General features: G+C 50.6%; 10 protein-coding genes. 6 read left to right on the plus strand and 4 right to left on the minus strand.

Translation table 11 applies throughout. The features are described 5' to 3' along the window. The 3 genes from B0475_RS13890 to B0475_RS13900 all read right to left on the minus strand — a co-directional run. Positions 1-2,456 (minus strand): DUF11 domain-containing protein (locus B0475_RS13890; RefSeq protein WP_157892973.1); only part of this gene is annotated, 2,456 nt, incomplete at its 3' end. Positions 2,457-2,699: 243 nt separating this feature from the next. Continuing rightward, positions 2,700-3,227: a lipocalin family protein gene (locus tag B0475_RS13895; RefSeq protein ID WP_077412486.1), complete on the minus strand. Its 528-nt coding sequence runs from the start codon at positions 3,225-3,227 to the stop codon at positions 2,700-2,702. 115 nt (positions 3,228-3,342) lie between these two features. Then, positions 3,343-6,864: a COG1361 family protein gene (locus B0475_RS13900; protein ID WP_077412487.1), complete on the minus strand. Its 3,522-nt coding sequence runs from the start codon at positions 6,862-6,864 to the stop codon at positions 3,343-3,345. Between the two features lie 107 nt (positions 6,865-6,971). Between B0475_RS13900 and B0475_RS13905 the strand changes: the two genes are divergently transcribed. The 5 genes from B0475_RS13905 (at position 6,972) to B0475_RS13925 (ending at position 12,782) form a co-directional block, all read left to right on the plus strand. Beyond that, on the plus strand, positions 6,972-7,493 hold the full coding sequence (locus B0475_RS13905) for a TlpA family protein disulfide reductase (RefSeq protein WP_198538301.1): 522 nt from the start codon (positions 6,972-6,974) through the stop codon (positions 7,491-7,493). Positions 7,494-7,633: 140 nt separating this feature from the next. Then, entirely contained in the window at positions 7,634-10,075 is a 2,442-nt protein-coding gene (leuS, locus tag B0475_RS13910) for a leucine--tRNA ligase (protein ID WP_077412489.1), read from the plus strand. Then, entirely contained in the window at positions 10,072-10,548 is a 477-nt protein-coding gene (locus tag B0475_RS13915; RefSeq protein WP_077412490.1) for an LPS-assembly lipoprotein LptE, read from the plus strand. Before leuS ends, B0475_RS13915 begins: the two co-directional genes overlap by 4 nt. 2 nt (positions 10,549-10,550) lie before the next feature. Next, the gene (holA, locus tag B0475_RS13920) at positions 10,551-11,549 is read left to right on the plus strand and encodes a DNA polymerase III subunit delta (RefSeq protein ID WP_077412491.1); all 999 of its coding nucleotides are present in this window, start codon (positions 10,551-10,553) and stop codon (positions 11,547-11,549) included. Positions 11,550-11,768: 219 nt separating this feature from the next. Further along, positions 11,769-12,782 carry a hypothetical protein gene (locus B0475_RS13925; RefSeq protein ID WP_157892974.1) on the plus strand — a complete coding sequence of 338 codons (1,014 nt, stop codon included), beginning with the start codon at positions 11,769-11,771 and terminating at the stop codon, positions 12,780-12,782. A gap of 105 nt (positions 12,783-12,887) precedes the next feature. Here B0475_RS13925 and nhaA read toward each other — a convergent pair whose 3' ends face one another. After that, a complete protein-coding gene (gene nhaA, locus B0475_RS13930; RefSeq protein ID WP_077412493.1) occupies positions 12,888-14,096 on the minus strand; it encodes a Na+/H+ antiporter NhaA in 1,209 nt (402 codons plus the stop codon). A 100-nt stretch (positions 14,097-14,196) separates the two neighbouring features. Between nhaA and B0475_RS13935 the strand changes: the two genes are divergently transcribed. Next, positions 14,197-15,558: a cryptochrome/photolyase family protein gene (locus B0475_RS13935; protein WP_077412494.1), complete on the plus strand. Its 1,362-nt coding sequence runs from the start codon at positions 14,197-14,199 to the stop codon at positions 15,556-15,558. Positions 15,559-15,629: the final 71 nt, after the last annotated feature.

The raw sequence follows: 15,629 nt of genomic DNA on the forward strand, positions 1-15,629 counted from the left end.
ACGGCACCGCCAGCGGTGGCCGAACAGGTCACCACATTGCCGGCTTCAGCGCCACAGGCATAACCCGGAATGGTCACGGTGGCACCGGTTTCAACACCGGTACAGGTCGCGGTCAGGGCTGTGCCGTCATTGGCAGGATCCGGAGTCACGGTACACACCGGAGCCGCCGGAGGCGTGTTGTCCAGAGTAAAGAAGGCATCAGACTGCACTGAGTTACCTGCCGCATCGGTGGTGGTGGCTTGTTCATCACCATCCACAGCACCGCCAGCGGTGGCCGAACAGGTCACCACATTGCCGGCTTCAGCGCCACAGGCATAACCCGGAATGGTCACGGTGGCACCGGTTTCAACACCGGTACAGGTCGCGGTCAGGGCCGTGCCGTCATTGGCAGGATCCGGAGTTACGGTACACACCGGTGCAGCCGGAGGTGTGTTGTCCAACACAAATGGTGCAGGTGAGGTGGCTGTGTTGCCTACAGCATCGGTGGCTGTGGCGATTTCATCACCATCCACAGCGCCACCGGCGGTGGCCGAACAAGTAACTTGATTACCGGCTTCTGCACCACAGACATAGCCTGGAATGGTCACGGTGGCACCGGTTTCAACACCGGTACACACTGCTGTCAATGGCGTGCCATCGTTGGCAGGGTTAGGGGTCACAGTACACGCGCCTATGGTTGGGGGTGTGTTATCCAGGGTGAAGGCTGCAACCGAAGTGGCGGTGTTACCGGCTGCATCTGAAGTGGTGGCGGTTTCATCACCGGATACCTGACCCAGGCCGGTACCGGCAGTGGCGGTACAGGTGACGGTGCCACCCACTTCGGCACCACAGCTGTAATTGGGGATCGACACCGAACCGCCAGACTCAACGCCGGTACAGGTGGCGGTCAGGGCTGTGCCATTGTTGGCTGGATTGGGTGATACGGTACACACCGCAGCGCTTGGTGGCGTGATGTCTGAAATGGTTACATCAGCTGAATCACTGCCAGTGAAGTCAGTGGTTGGTAAAGTGGTCGAATTGGCCACCACATCAGCGGTATTGGTGATGGTGCCTACTGGTGCGTCATTGTTAATGGTCACCTGGAAGCTGATGGTTGCACCTTCATTGGGAGCAAATGTACCGCCTGATGACGATGTGGCACCGTTGCCCAAATAAATGGTGACCTGAGATCCGTCAAATTCACCTTGGTCATTCCCAGCAGAGTCTGATAATGAGCCGATCGGATCACCGGCATCTGAACTGACGATTTGCATGCTGCCGGGAACGTATGTGGTGTTGGCCGGGATGACGTCGGTCAATACAGTGTTGATGGCATCATCGGTTCCGGTGTTCTGGAAAGTGATGGTGTATTCGATGACATCCCCTCTGACAACGCCGCCACCATTCAGGTCAGTGGCGGTCTTGCTCATGGTCGATGAATAATCCGGAACAAACAATTCAGTGGCAAAAGCCAGGTAATGTGGAAAATAAGAATCACCATTGGTGACAAAATCAATGTCTGCAGTGGTTGAACTGGGAGCCAGTAATCCCGATACATCGATCAGATCAAGGTCCATACTGAGTTGGTTGACGTAATCCGGGTTTTTGGTGGTGACCCTGGATCCCAGGCTGGTGATGCTGGAGTTCCAAAAGTCAGTTGCTGGATTCAAACCAGTTTGAGACAAGGTGTTTGTCTCAAACACAAATGAATCACCAGTCAGCGAATTATCACCTTCCCAGACCAGAGCGCCAACAGTGGTGTTAAAACCAGGTGTTGTGGGTGTAACCAGACCTGTAATGGTGATGGATACGGTTTGTGTGCCAATCACCCTGGCAGCGCCATCATAAACATTCAGGCGTTTGAATGACTGGCTGTTATCCTGATAAATCACGGCCAAAGACCAACCGCCATAAAAGCCCAAACCATCGTTACCGGTCAGGGCCGTCATGCCACCAACGGCGTAAGTGCCGTTACCGGCTGACTGAACCAGGCTGGTGACGTTGGCAAAGGCCTGATAAGGACGGGAACCACTGGCACCATCGTTATTGAAGGTGTCAATCTGACTGGCGCTGACGGTGTTCCAGCTGCCGGAACCAGGCAGGCGCATGTATATGGTACCGCGACTGGCTTCGGTTTGCCCGGCGCGGCCACCCCAATAAAGACCGGCCCACAGAACACTGGATCCGGCTGGCGTGTTTAACTGGGCTTCAGAAGAATTGGCGTAACTGCCGGGGGCCGTGGGGTCCACATCAACGAAGATCATGGCCCGGCCATTCAGTCCGGCGGTGGTGCCGTCCTGAACCTGGGCACAATCACCTCCGGCCTGACAGGTGAACAAAGTGTTGCCCACCAGGGTGATGTTTCCATTGACGTCAAAACCAGCCCGCTCGACAAAATTACGGGTGGTTTGTGCGTTCACTTCCCCCAAAGCAAAAACACACAGCAAAGCGATAGCGCAAGATTTAAAAGCTCTCATATGATTCCACACACTGTAGGTTAATTGAATAGTGTGACTTATATCACAGAAATGAGCACAGTAAAGGGCGTAAACCGTCTAAACCCTATTTTTTTGACAATTTGTTACATTCGTCACAAAAATGAGCAAAAAAGGGGGTGGTTTGTAACAACAATAGCGGACTTTAAGAGGAGTCATCATTCGTTCATGACAATAATTGTCAAAGCATATTTATATGCTAAAACAACGATTTAATTCAGGTTTTTATTGCTGTGGCACCATTTGTATCAATGACCGGTCATATCCCTCATCAACAGCAATTTGTATCAAGCGCTCCAATTCTCTGGCAGAGACGTGGGGTTCCCGGGCCATGATCCAGACATAATCACGCTTGGTGCGGCCAATGATGGTGTATTCATAGGCAGGGTCGACATAAACGATGATGTATTCAGATTTGAATGGCCAGAGAAACTGCATCTTCCACTCGGCGTTGGATGGATCATCCTGCACAAAACCCGTTGGGTTGTATTCTTTTTTGGGTCCGGTGAAGCTGTCCTTGTTGAAACTGAATCGGGTGTCAATGACTTTGTCTGACGTGCGGGAGTAACTTTCCACCGCATTGTGCGCACCTTTTTCGATGAAAGTGGGGATGTTGGCAATCACGTACCAGTCACCCATGAACAAGTCGAGGTTGACCTGTTCTGCCATACGGATGGGCGGTCCCTGTCGACACGATTGGAATGTAAATAAGGAAATCAAAATAAGTAAAACCAGTCCGATGATTTTTTTCATGGCCGTTGATAACTAAAAACTTCAGTGTATGACTGCCACTGTGAAAATCCGGTCAAGTAGTCAAAAAAAGGCGCCACACGGACGCCTTTCTTTTGCTTTTGACCAACAGTCAGGATCAGTCATTAAAACCATTGCCAAAGATCAGGTCGCTGTAAATCAGTCTGAAGGCATCGGCATAGGCTTCAAACAAGTTGTTGACCGGTTCCACCATGGCCATGGTGCAGGCTGCAGAGGCTGACCCATCGGGGATCAGCATGAGTGACGAATAGACGTCCCAGCTGGCCGGGTTGGCCGGCGGCAGCATGAAGCTTGCACTGCGGTCACCCAGTAAACTTCCGGTACAGTCTGTACTATCAAAGAACGCACAGGTCATCAATACATCAATGTCCTGTATCTGTGATGACACACCACGGGCGGCCATGGTAAAGGTGTGACTGCCGAAGGTATCCAGATTGGTACATTGCTCGACGCCCATGTCACTGCCGCTGCCACCTTGCAGATAAACTGAACCTGATAAGGATGAATCGTCACTGTCCTGCGCGGTGGTCGCACTGACGGTATCTCCTGGATTGGTGAAGGTGGTCCAGTCCAACAGTGAAGCCGGGTTGTCGGCACAGTCATCGAGGTAGGCATTGGTCAACAGGTTATCCGTATCCACCCTGAACTGCCGCCACAGGTCACCACCTTGGTGGCCGCTGTTGTCACCATCAATGGCATTGCCTGCAGCATCGGTGATGGCATCACAAATCTGCAACACATATTGACCGTTTGGCAGGGTCTCACTTAAGGTCATGGTGACGTTTGGAGCGGTGGCTGTACCCCCGGTTACGAAGCTTTGGAATGTCACCAGCGTGTCATCCCCGGCCACCACGCCACAATTTGTGCTTTGTAAATCCTGATCCGGGCCGGTGTCAATCAACGCAAAGTTGGCAGGATCATCCACCCCGATCAAACCCGGATTGTCATCCAGGAAAGACACAAACAAACCGTTGATGGCAGCCCTGTTCTGACTGCAGGAAGTGATTTCTGTGACCGATGGATCGGCATCAATCAAGGTGACCACCGGAATTTGTTTATCAACCGGTGTCATCACCGTGTCCTGATCAGATGAGGTGGTGTTGGAACCGGCAATCGATGCGGTATTGGTCAACTCTGTGACTCCACCACCCAGGGATGCATCGACCCGCACGGCAAAGAATGTATTCACCTTGGTGCCGCCTCCGGCCAGGGTGCCCAGATCAAACTGACAGCTTGAGCCCGCGCTGTTGTCTGGCACACATGACCATCCGGTGGTGCTTGCCGGAGGGTAGAACGTGGTGTTATCCGGAACTGTTTCGGTCAATGTGGTATCAGCGGCATCGCGGTCACCGTTGTTGAAAGCGATCAGGGTGTAATTGATCACTTTGTCCAGTCCGGCAGTGATGCCGCCATCGGCTTTCACCAGATTAAAGTCAGCATCGGCTACCACCGGGGTGCTGTCTTGCGCATTGGCGCTGGCCGCATTGTCTGCCGACAGGGTGACGTCGTTGTTCAGCACAGTGAGGTCGGTGGGCACCGGGTTGTCAACCAACAAAGCGAAGTTCACCGCTGACACCACATTACCCCCAAGGGTGCCCAATGTGGCTGTGCAGGTGCTGCCCGGGTTGTTATCAGGGGCACACATCCAGCCACCTGTGCTGTTAACCCCGTCAAAGGTGGTGTTGGGCAATACAGTCTCGGTCAATACGGTGTTGGCTGCGTCCTGGTTGCCGTTGTTGGCGTAATCAATCTGAAAGATCACCGATTGTCCCGGAATGGCATCGGCATCACCGTCTGATTTACTGACGGCCAGTACCGCAGCAGAAGTCACTGGTGTGGTGTCCGCGGCCATCATGGTGGCCGCATTGTCTGCACTGACCGATGCCTGGTTGCTGATTTCAGTGGTGCCGGCAGGTACCGATGGGACAATCTGCACATGAAAGGTGGTGGCAATGCTTTGTGCACCCAAATCTACCGGGCTGGTGGTACAGGTGGAGCCGGCGGTGTTATCCGGTGTGCAGTTCCAGGTGAATGGCACCGTAGGGATGTAGGTGGTGTTGGCCGGTACGGTTTCAGTGATCACCACATTGCTGGCGATGCGGTCGCCGGTGTTGTCCACGGTGATGTCGTAGGCGACGGTGTCTCCGGGAACGGCAGAAGTGAGGTCATTGTCTGTTTTGCTGATGGTCAGGATTGCACTGGCGGTGATGGGCGTGGTGTCACTGGCCATCACGTCGTTTAAGGCATTGGTGGCTGCCAGGGTTGCGGTGTTGCTGATTTCTGTGAGGGCCGCAGAGACATAGGCGTCTACCTGTACGGTAAAAGTGACCGATGCATTACCACCCGGGCCCAATTCACCCGGGGTGATGGTGCAGGTCGATCCGGCGGTGTTATCCGGCAGACAATTCCAGCCTGCGGTGCTGCTGGCAGGCAGGAAGGTGGTCTCAGCCGGGACCGTCTCAGTGATGTTTAGCCCTGAAGTGGCGCCTGCCCCTGCCGCATTGGCGTAATTGAGGGTGTAGGTGATGGTGTCTCCGGGAAAGGCACTGACATCGCCATCTGTTTTACCAAGCGACAACTCAGGTCCGGGCAATACCTCGATACCGGCATAGCCATTGGTTTGTACCTGAGCGGCATTTTCAATGTCTGCATTGCTGCTGGTTTGGTTGGGCAGATCAACGCTGTACAGGCTCCATTTGTTGGCATTGGCACCGGTTGATGGCCGGCCAATGAAGAAAAAGATGGAAGATTGGGTGTCCAGGGCAGCCAAACCGCTGGCTGTCAGGATGGCGTCACCAAAATCAATCTCGATGTTGTTGACCTGAAACAACTCATCAAACTCATTGAAGTTATCGTCGCCCATGACTTCCATCAACTGGCGGTCACCATTGATGTTGTCCTCATTGTATAAAAACCAAATGGTACCGGTGTCTTTGTGCCACTCCAGGCCAAACACACTGCTGGTGTTCAGGGCGCCACTGATCTCCCCCGAGACCTCAAAGAACCAGGAAGTGTTGGCGGTGTTGGTTGAAATCACATACAGGTTGCCATTGATCAGGGTAAAGACCCGGTCATTGGCAGAATCACCGGTCATCAGGCCGCTGCCCAGCCCGCCGGCACCATCCCCATTGGTGACGTCGTTGTGTTGTTGGGTCACCACTCCCGTGGTGGTATTGATTGACGTCAATTCAATGGTGCCTGAACCATTGACATCATTGAACAAGGCATACAGCACACCATCTGGTTCGTCATACCACACTCCCCAATTATTGTCTGTGGTGTAAAATCCGGACAGTATGGGGTCGGTGTCGGTGATGCCAGTATTCAGGTCGACGGTGTAGATTCTGCTGTCACCATTGGTGTCGCGGGCGATGAAATAAGACTTGTTGCTGTTGACATTCAAAGCCGTGGCTCCGGTGGTCATGGCCAAAGCTCCGGTTTCCACCGAAGTGTTGGTGCCGAGCAGGCCGATGCTGCCATCGGCTGGACTGATGGTGCCGATTTGTTTTTCCCCGAAATTGGTGGCTGGCGGCAAACTGAACACACCATAGACCCCTTGAGCAAAAATTAACGGGCTAAATAACAACATCAAAACAACGCTAAGAAATTGATTTTTCATGATTTTCCCCGGATTTTTTGTACAATTACCATAACACAGACGGGTTGTTTTTTGAATGATTCACCATGATATCCGGTCAATGTGTGCAACAGATGACAAACAACACGATGAAAACAATCAAACAATGGCGCAAGAACACATACAATGCCTGGCTGATGGACGCCTGTCTGGTGGCCATACTGTTGCTGGCATTGTCCTGGTATCAAACCAGAGGCACCCTCAAGGCCGATGGTCAACCCGCACCAGACTTTTTGTTGACTGATCTGCACGGGCAACAACATCAACTCAGTGATTACCGGGGTAAACAGGTTTTGTTGTATTTTTTTGCGCCCTGGTGCGCGGTGTGCCGGTTGTCGGCCGACAACCTCAATAACCTGCGGGCAGCCAGGGATGACAGTGACTGGGTGATTCTGAGTATGGCCCTGTCTTATGAACAACGCATTGAAGTAGACGAGTTTGTCAGAGACCTTGATCTTCAGGTGCCAGTATTGCTGGGTAGCGAGCAGCAAATGAAGGACTATCAGATTCAGGCTTTTCCCACCTATTATGTATTGGATGAGGCTGGATTGTTGTTGCGCAGATCAGTGGGTTACAGCACCGAACTGGGCCTGCGGGTACGAACTTTTTAAAGGCGCTCATTGGTGTTTTTCAGTTAATCCCTGATTTCAGGGCAGGCGTGACGAAAGACGGCTTGTTCATTGCTGACTGAAAACGTATAATTTCCGCTTTGTCACCCCTTTAATCAAGCAGGCCTGACCTGACTATACACATGAGTACATACAACCCGCAAGAAGTCGAACAGCACGCTCAGCAATTATGGGAAGAGCACCAGTCATTTGTCGTCAAAGCCGATGACAACAAGGAAAAATACTATTGCCTCAGTATGTTTCCATACCCCAGTGGCAAACTACACATGGGACATGTGCGCAATTACACCCTGAGTGAAGTGATTGCCCGCTATCAAAAAATGCAGGGCAAGAATGTACTGCAACCCATTGGTTATGATGCGTTTGGTCTACCGGCTGAAAACGCCGCCATCAAACATGGCAAGGAACCGGCTGAGTGGACTTATGCGAACATGGAAGAGATGAGTGCTCAGTTTAAACGCCTGGGATTTGCTTTTGACTGGTCCCGGGAACTGGCCACCTGTCAACCTGATTATTACCGCTGGGAACAGTGGATGTTTGTCAAATTGTATGAGCAGGGTCTGGTTTATCGTAAGGATGCGGTGGTTAATTGGGATCCGGTAGACCAAACGGTTTTGGCCAATGAACAAGTAGAAAATGGCCGGGGTTGGCGTTCAGGCGCAGAAGTCATCAGAAAATCAATTCCACAATGGTTTCTGAAAATCACCGATTATGCCGATGAATTGTTATCTTCTCTGGACAATATGCCTGGTTGGCCTGATTCAGTGAAAACCATGCAGCGCAACTGGATCGGAAAATCCAAAGGTCTGGAACTGGATTTTGAGGTGACTGATTTTGGCCCGGTCAGTATTTACACCACCCGTCCGGATACCCTGTATGGCGTATCCTACATGGCGGTGGCTCCGGAACACCCGCTGGCATTACAAGCGGCAGAAACCAATCCGGAACTCGGTGCGTTTCTGAAACAATGCAACAAAGAACAAAGCAATGAAGCAGCGATGGCCACCATGGAGAAAAAAGGCATGTTCTCAGGCTTCTATGCAACGCACCCGTTGACCGGAGAACAGGTGCCGGTGTGGGTGGCCAATTTCGTGCTGATGACCTATGGTACCGGAGCGGTGATGGCTGTTCCCGGGCACGATCAGCGGGATTATGAATTTGCGCAAAAATATGATTTGCCGATCACCCAGGTGATTGATGCCGAAGGCGATTTGACCGCAGCGGCGATCACTGAAAAAGGTCGGTTGATGAATTCCGGTGATTTTTCCGGTATGGATTTTAATCAGGCATTCAAAGCCATGGCTGACCAATTCAAAGCCCAGGGTACTGGACGGGTGCAGATCAACTACCGTCTGCGAGATTGGGGTGTGTCACGTCAGCGTTATTGGGGTTGTCCGATCCCCATCATTTACTGCGATGATTGCGGTGCGATACCGGTTCCTGAAAAAGATTTACCGGTGGTCTTACCAGAAGATGTGGTGTTTGATGAAACAGGTGGGTCGCCAATCAAGAAGATGCCTGAGTTTTATGAAACCAGTTGTCCAAAGTGTGGCCAGGCTGCCACCCGCGAGACCGATACTTTTGATACCTTCATGGAATCTTCCTGGTACTATGCGCGCTATACCTGTCCCGGGTACAGTGGCGGCATGCTGAGCGAAGAGGCCGATCATTGGTTACCGGTGGATCAGTACATCGGTGGCATTGAGCATGCCATCCTGCATCTGTTATACGCCCGTTTTTATCACAAGGTGTTGCGTGATCAGGGACTGGTGAAATCCGATGAACCATTCACCAATTTACTGACTCAGGGAATGGTCCTGAAAGACGGGGCCAAGATGTCAAAATCCAAAGGCAATACGGTGGATCCACAAGAGCTCATAGATCGCTATGGTGCTGACACTGTGCGTGTGTTCTCTATGTTTGCCGCACCGCCAGAACAATCACTGGAATGGTCTGACGAAGGGGTTGATGGTGCCGCCAGATACCTGAATCGGGTTTGGTATCAAGTGACCACTTACCTGCAAACTCATGGCGCAGATGCACCTGCCATGTCAGGTGAGGCAGACAAAGCGCAAAAAGACATGCGTTTTAAAATCCATCAAACCATTGAAAAAGTCACCCAGGACATTGGTGAGCGACAAACCTTCAACACCGCCATCGCGGCAATGATGGAATTGACCAACGCATTGAGTAAATTTGATGACCAGTCAGACAATGGTCTGGCCATCCGCTTTGAAGGCTGGTTCAACCTGGTCAAAATGCTCAGCCCGTTTGCTCCACACATGACCCAGGCATTGTGGGAACAACTGGGACAAAAAGAACTGCTGTGTGATGCCAGCTGGCCCGCAGTTGATCAATCAGCCCTGGTGCAGGATGAGATTGAAATGGTGGTGCAGGTCAATGGTAAACTCAGGGGGCGGATCGCGGTGGCAGTTGATGCCGATAAGGCCTCCATTGAAGCCCTTGCGTTGGCCGATCCCAATGTACAGAAGTTTGTGGAAGGCAACACCATCCGCAAAGTCATTGTGGTTCCTAAACGCCTTGTCAATGTGGTGGCTTCATGAAGCCGTTCCTGATTGGTGTTTGTTTGGTGCTGATAACCGGTTGTGGTTATCAGTTAAAAACCGCCGTTGCTTTAGATGAAGAATTTGATCGCACGCACATTCAACATGCCATCACGGCCCCACTATACCGGCCGTTGAGTGTGGAACTGTCAAGCCAGGGTATCACTTTGGTGGAACAAGCATCCGACGCCACGGCTCAGATTGTCATCATCAAAGATGACTTAAGCAAACAAATTCAATCCATTGGCACCAACAACCGTGTTCAGGAATACCGCTTGGATTATGAACTTGTTTTTTTGGTACAGTATCAGGACCGCATAAAGGTTCCTGAACAAACCCTGCGGCTGTCACGTGATTACGCATTTGACATCGGTCAGATTTCTGGCACCCAGGCTGAGGAACAGGTGCTTCGGGAGCAGATGTATCAGGACATGGCTCAAATGATGATCCGCACCATTGCCAATCATAAATAATCATGCGACTTTACATCAATCAGCTGGCTGCGCAACTTAAACAGCAATTGTTGCCAGTTTATCTGTTGGTTGGTGATGAGCCATTGCAATTGCAGGAAGCCTCTGATGCCATCAGACAAACAGCAGCCATGCAAGGATTCACCGAACGAGAATCTTATCTGGCTGACAACAGTTTTCAGTGGCATGAGTTGCACAACAGTGCAGGCAACATGTCTTTGTTTGCCAGCCAACGATTGATTGACTTACATTTGCCTACCGGAAAGCCTGGTGCCAAAGGATCGGCTGCCATCGTGTCATTCATTGAAAACATGCCGTCCGATGTGATGTTGTTGATTCGCTGTGATGAGTGGAATATGGCCAATGACAAAACCAAGTGGGTCAAAACCATTGTTGACCGAGGGGCCTTTCTTCGTGTTTATCAACCCAAAGCCGCAGAACTCCCTCAGTGGATTCGCCAGCGTTGTCAGCAGATAGGTCTGCAGGTTGATCAGGATGCTGTGAATCTGCTGAGTTTGCGTCTGGAGGGTAATTTACTGGCGGCCGCGCAGGAATTGGAAAAACTCAAGATGCGTTTTGCTGAACAAACCATTACGGGCCGGGATATCATGGGATTGGTGGCAGACAGTGCTCGGTTTGACGTGTTCCGGCTGACCGATTCACTGCTGGAGAAACAACCGGTCAGGGCCATCAGGATACTCAGGTCATTACAAAAAAATGACGTCTCTCCGGTGGTCATTCACTGGGCCCTTGAGCGTGAAACCAGGATGTTGTGCGAGTTGGCCTTTATCCGCAGTCAGAAACGCCAGGTTGGCCCCGCAGATTATCGGAGGTTGGGCGTCTGGCAAAACCGCCAGGCAGTGATTCAGTCGGTGTTGAATGACAAACCATTGTCCCATTGGGAAGGCTGTCTGCAGCAGCTCAGTGACATCGATCGGGTCATCAAAGGCCGTCAATCAGGTGATGCCTGGTTGAACCTTGAACAGTGGTTGATTGCATTCTGACGTCCTCGGTAGGTTTGACTTGGTGTACACCTCGGATTGAGGTCTGTTGATTGGGTGTTCAAGGCGGTTTATTGATGAGGATGATCACAAAAACTGATTGTCTGGCGCAGAACAATCCTGAACGATCGATGTTGTCCTCAGTGTCTTGAAAATGCTGACAGATGATTGTTATGAAGAGTGAAGTGACCATTGGCAGCCGTAGGCTGGCAGGATGATAAATTGAAGCAGCAGTTGAACCCCCTCCCGGAAAACCGTCGCTGGTTAGCGATCTGGGTGTTGGCTGTGTTGTTTTTACTTGGATCATTGCTGGGTTATGAGTGGCTTTTGAAAACACGCGGATTCAAGCCTTCGGTTGAAGTGACTCAGGATTTGTGGTCATGGAACAGAAGCAGGGCATCACAGGATAACGCCTTGGTGTTGGTTGGAGCTTCACGGATCCAACTGGCAATCGATATTGAGACATTGAGGGAACAGTGGCCGGATAAACACATTGCTTCTTTGGCAGTCAATGGCTCATTTCCTATGAGCACTTTGATTGATCTGGCAGCTGATGAAGAATTCAATGGTTTGGTATTGCTGTCGTTTCATGCCCGGATGTTGGAGCCGGACTACTTTGATATGCAAAAGCCTTATGTTGATCACTACCACAATTCAGCTGGATACCTGGATATGATGAATGCCAGGGTCATGGCCTGGTTGCAAAGCAAGTGGCGTTTATTGCATCCCCTGATGAACTTGCATGATCTGTTACATTTTTTTATTGAAAACAGGCGATTCCCGGATCCGCCTTACATCAGTTTTCATCCAGATACCACTGCTTCGGCAGATTATCAGATCTCCGATGTGAATGCATTGCGGCATTACTTTTTACAGAGCAAACAACGGGATTATCAGCAGCACAAGGCCATGAATGATGATGTGTGGGTTGATGGCGTTCAGCGTATGATGCTGGCGATCAGAGCCATAGAACAACGCGGAGGACAGGTGATTGTATTGCGTTTTCCGGTTGGTCCGGCTCATTGGTTGCTTGATCAGGCAGAGTATCCGCGAGCCAGGTATTGGGATGTGATGCTCCTTCGGAATCCGGATCTCAAGGCATTGCATTTTTTGGAACATCCAGGGTGGCAGGCATTTGACTTTCCTGACAGTTCGCACCTGGATGCCAGCGATAAAGTGGCTTTTACTGAACAGCTACTGTCAACCATATTGTTGCACTGGCCTGAGTTGCATTGAAACAGGTCTTGGAGGTAAAGCAGGGGAGCTGATGGGCAGCTTTGAAACTGACCTGATGGGTTCGCAAAGTGCTCAATGAAGGCGTTTGCGAACCCATGTCATTGTTTATTTATCGGTTGCTTCCGAATCCGGAGCAGGTCCTCCAAATTGCGTTTTCAATACAAAGTAGCCGATGATGGCTGATACCATTGAACCAATGATGATGCCCAGCCGCTCATCAAAGATGATGTTAAATTGAGTTTCCTCATAGGCCAGAGAGCCAATGAATAAACTCATGGTAAAGCCAATACCGCACAAGGCAGAGATTCCGTAAATTGATACCCAGTTGGCACGATCAGGCATGGCAGCCCATTTCAGTTTGATGGCCAGCCAGCACAAGCCAAAAATGCCTACTTGTTTCCCGACAATCAGACCCAGTGCAATGCCCAGAGGAACCGGATGCATGACCTGTTCCAAGCCAATGCCTTTGAGGTCAAGCCCTGAGTTAGCGAAGGCAAAGATGGGTAGTATGATGTATGCCACTGCGGAGTGGAGGTTGTGTTCCAACTCTTTGAGTGGCGAGGATCCCGGATTGATTTTGGATTTGATGGGAATGAACATGGCCAGAATCACCCCGGTGAGTGTGGCGTGGACGCCCGATTTCAACATGGCCACCCACATGATAACACCAATCAGAATGTAGGTACTGGTGGCTTCAACGCCCTTGCGGTTGATCAACCACAACAGTGGAACACACAAAGCAACCACAATCAAGGCAGTCAAAGATATTTGTGATGTGTAGAAAAATGCAATCACCAGGATGGCTCCGATGTCATCGAAGATGGCCAAAGAAGTGAGGAATATTTTCAGGCTTGTCGGCACCCTGGGTCCCAACAATTTCAATACACCCAGGGCAAACGCGATGTCTGTTGCCGCAGGTATGGCCCAGCCTTGAAGAGCCATTGGATCGTCTTTGTTAAACCAGAAGAAGATAAAAGCCGGAACAAACATCCCGCCAATGGCACCGATTCCGGGCAGGACAATGTTCTTTTTATCTGACAATTCACCTTCCACCAACTCGCGTTTCAGTTCCAGGCCGACGAGAAAGAAAAACACCGCCATCAAACCATCATTGATCCACAGTAACAACGGTTTTGATATATTGAGTGCTCCAATCTGAATGGCCACTGGAGTGTCCAGCAACAGGTTGTAGTATGCAGAAAGCGGCGTATTGGCGATGATCAGAGCCAGTACTGCGGACATGAACAGCAAAATACCTGCGGCTGATTCCATTCTGAAGAAGTTTTTAATAAACGATGCGGCCACTTTAGTCATGTGTTTTCACTTAAATTCGATTGACGGTTGATATATTATCAGTCAGATTATTTTCAAGCATAATCGTAATGATTTTCATTCATAATTAAAGGAGTTTCTCATGAATCTTGTGTGGTTCAGGAATGACCTGCGTCTGGCAGATAATCCAGCCCTCTCAGCGGCCCTTAAAACAGGCCGGCCAACACGGGCTGTTTTTGTACTGACACCCGAACAACATGCGCTTCATGGAGAAGCCCCCCAAAAATTTGAGTTTATCAAAGCTCATGTGAATAATTTGTGTCAGAGACTGGCAAAACTGGGGGTTGTTTTGAGTGTTCGTCAGGCGTCAGTGTTTGCTGATGTGCCTGCTGTCATACAGGCGTGTTGTGCTGAACATCAAGTGACGGAGCTGTATTACAATGAAGCGTATTGGGTGAATGAAATCGATAGAGACCAGAAAGTGAACACTGTGTTATCAGAAGCGGGCATAGGTGTTCATACTTTTCACAGTGAATACCTCCTGCCACCAGGTACAGTTCGCAAGCAGGATGGCGGAATGTATCACGTCTTTACACCGTACAAAAACAAGTTCATTGAACAACTCAAGGAACGACATGCTCAACCGCTGCCGGTACCAGCGTATCAGGGCCAGGAGCTTGCCGCAGCAGAACCACCCATCGATGTCGACTTCAACTTGCCAGGCTGGGTGATTGGTGAGCAAAGTGTACATGCTCAGTTAAAAGACTTTTTGGCTGATCATGACTATCAACAGGAACGGGATTATCCGGCCATCGATGGAACCAGCAGGCTATCGCCCTATCTGGCCATCGGGGTGATCAATGCCCGCTTGTGTCTGGCACATGCATTGAAAAAAGAAGGCGAGCAGGCTTTTCACGGTACCTGGGTATCAGAGTTGATCTGGCGGGACTTTTACAATGACTTGATGTATGAATATCCCAGGTTAGCCAAACACCAAACTTTCAAGCAAGAAGCGCCTCAGTCGTGGCCGGGTGATGGTGAATTGCTGGCAGCCTGGAAAGCGGGAAAAACTGGTTTTCCGATCATTGATGCAGGTATGCGGCAATTGACAAAAACGGGTTGGATGCATAACCGGGTTCGCATGCTGACAGCTTCTTTTCTCAGCAAACTCTGCCTGGTTGACTGGCATTCAGGCGAAGCCCATTTTATGGCGAACTTACTGGACGGTGATCTGGCTTCCAACAATGGTGGATGGCAATGGTCTTCAGCCACAGGCTGTGATGCGGCGCCTTACTTCCGGATCTTTAACCCCACAACACAGTCGGAAAAATTTGATCCTGACGGTCGGTATATTCGTGAATTTGTACCCGAATTGAGTGAACTACAGGGCAAAAGCATACACAATCCAGATAATGGGCAACGGCAGCAATGTGGATACCCACTGCCTGTGATTGATTACAAAGCGGCCAGGCAACAAGCACTCGACTGGTTCAAGAGTCACTGAAGCCGGCTCACCGGTTCCATTGGCGAACGGGAGGCAGTTGATTTTTTTTGAACAGAGCATGAATTTGGCTT

Origin of the sequence: Marinicella sediminis (assembly GCF_002000055.1) — a bacterium.
In the GTDB taxonomy this organism is placed as follows: domain Bacteria; phylum Pseudomonadota; class Gammaproteobacteria; order Xanthomonadales; family Marinicellaceae; genus Marinicella; species Marinicella sediminis.

What these genes read in the sequence shown, in the direction of transcription:
- B0475_RS13895 (WP_077412486.1), bottom strand. Translation starts at nt 3,227, where the DNA reads ATGAAAAAAATCATCGGACTGGTTTTACTTATTTTGATTTCCTTATTT.
- B0475_RS13900 (WP_077412487.1), bottom strand. Translation starts at nt 6,864, where the DNA reads ATGAAAAATCAATTTCTTAGCGTTGTTTTGATGTTGTTATTTAGCCCG.
- B0475_RS13905 (WP_198538301.1), top strand. Translation starts at nt 6,972, where the DNA reads ATGAAAACAATCAAACAATGGCGCAAGAACACATACAATGCCTGGCTG.
- leuS (WP_077412489.1), top strand. Translation starts at nt 7,634, where the DNA reads ATGAGTACATACAACCCGCAAGAAGTCGAACAGCACGCTCAGCAATTA.
- B0475_RS13915 (WP_077412490.1), top strand. Translation starts at nt 10,072, where the DNA reads ATGAAGCCGTTCCTGATTGGTGTTTGTTTGGTGCTGATAACCGGTTGT.
- holA (WP_077412491.1), top strand. Translation starts at nt 10,551, where the DNA reads ATGCGACTTTACATCAATCAGCTGGCTGCGCAACTTAAACAGCAATTG.
- nhaA (WP_077412493.1), bottom strand. Translation starts at nt 14,096, where the DNA reads ATGACTAAAGTGGCCGCATCGTTTATTAAAAACTTCTTCAGAATGGAA.
- B0475_RS13935 (WP_077412494.1), top strand. Translation starts at nt 14,197, where the DNA reads ATGAATCTTGTGTGGTTCAGGAATGACCTGCGTCTGGCAGATAATCCA.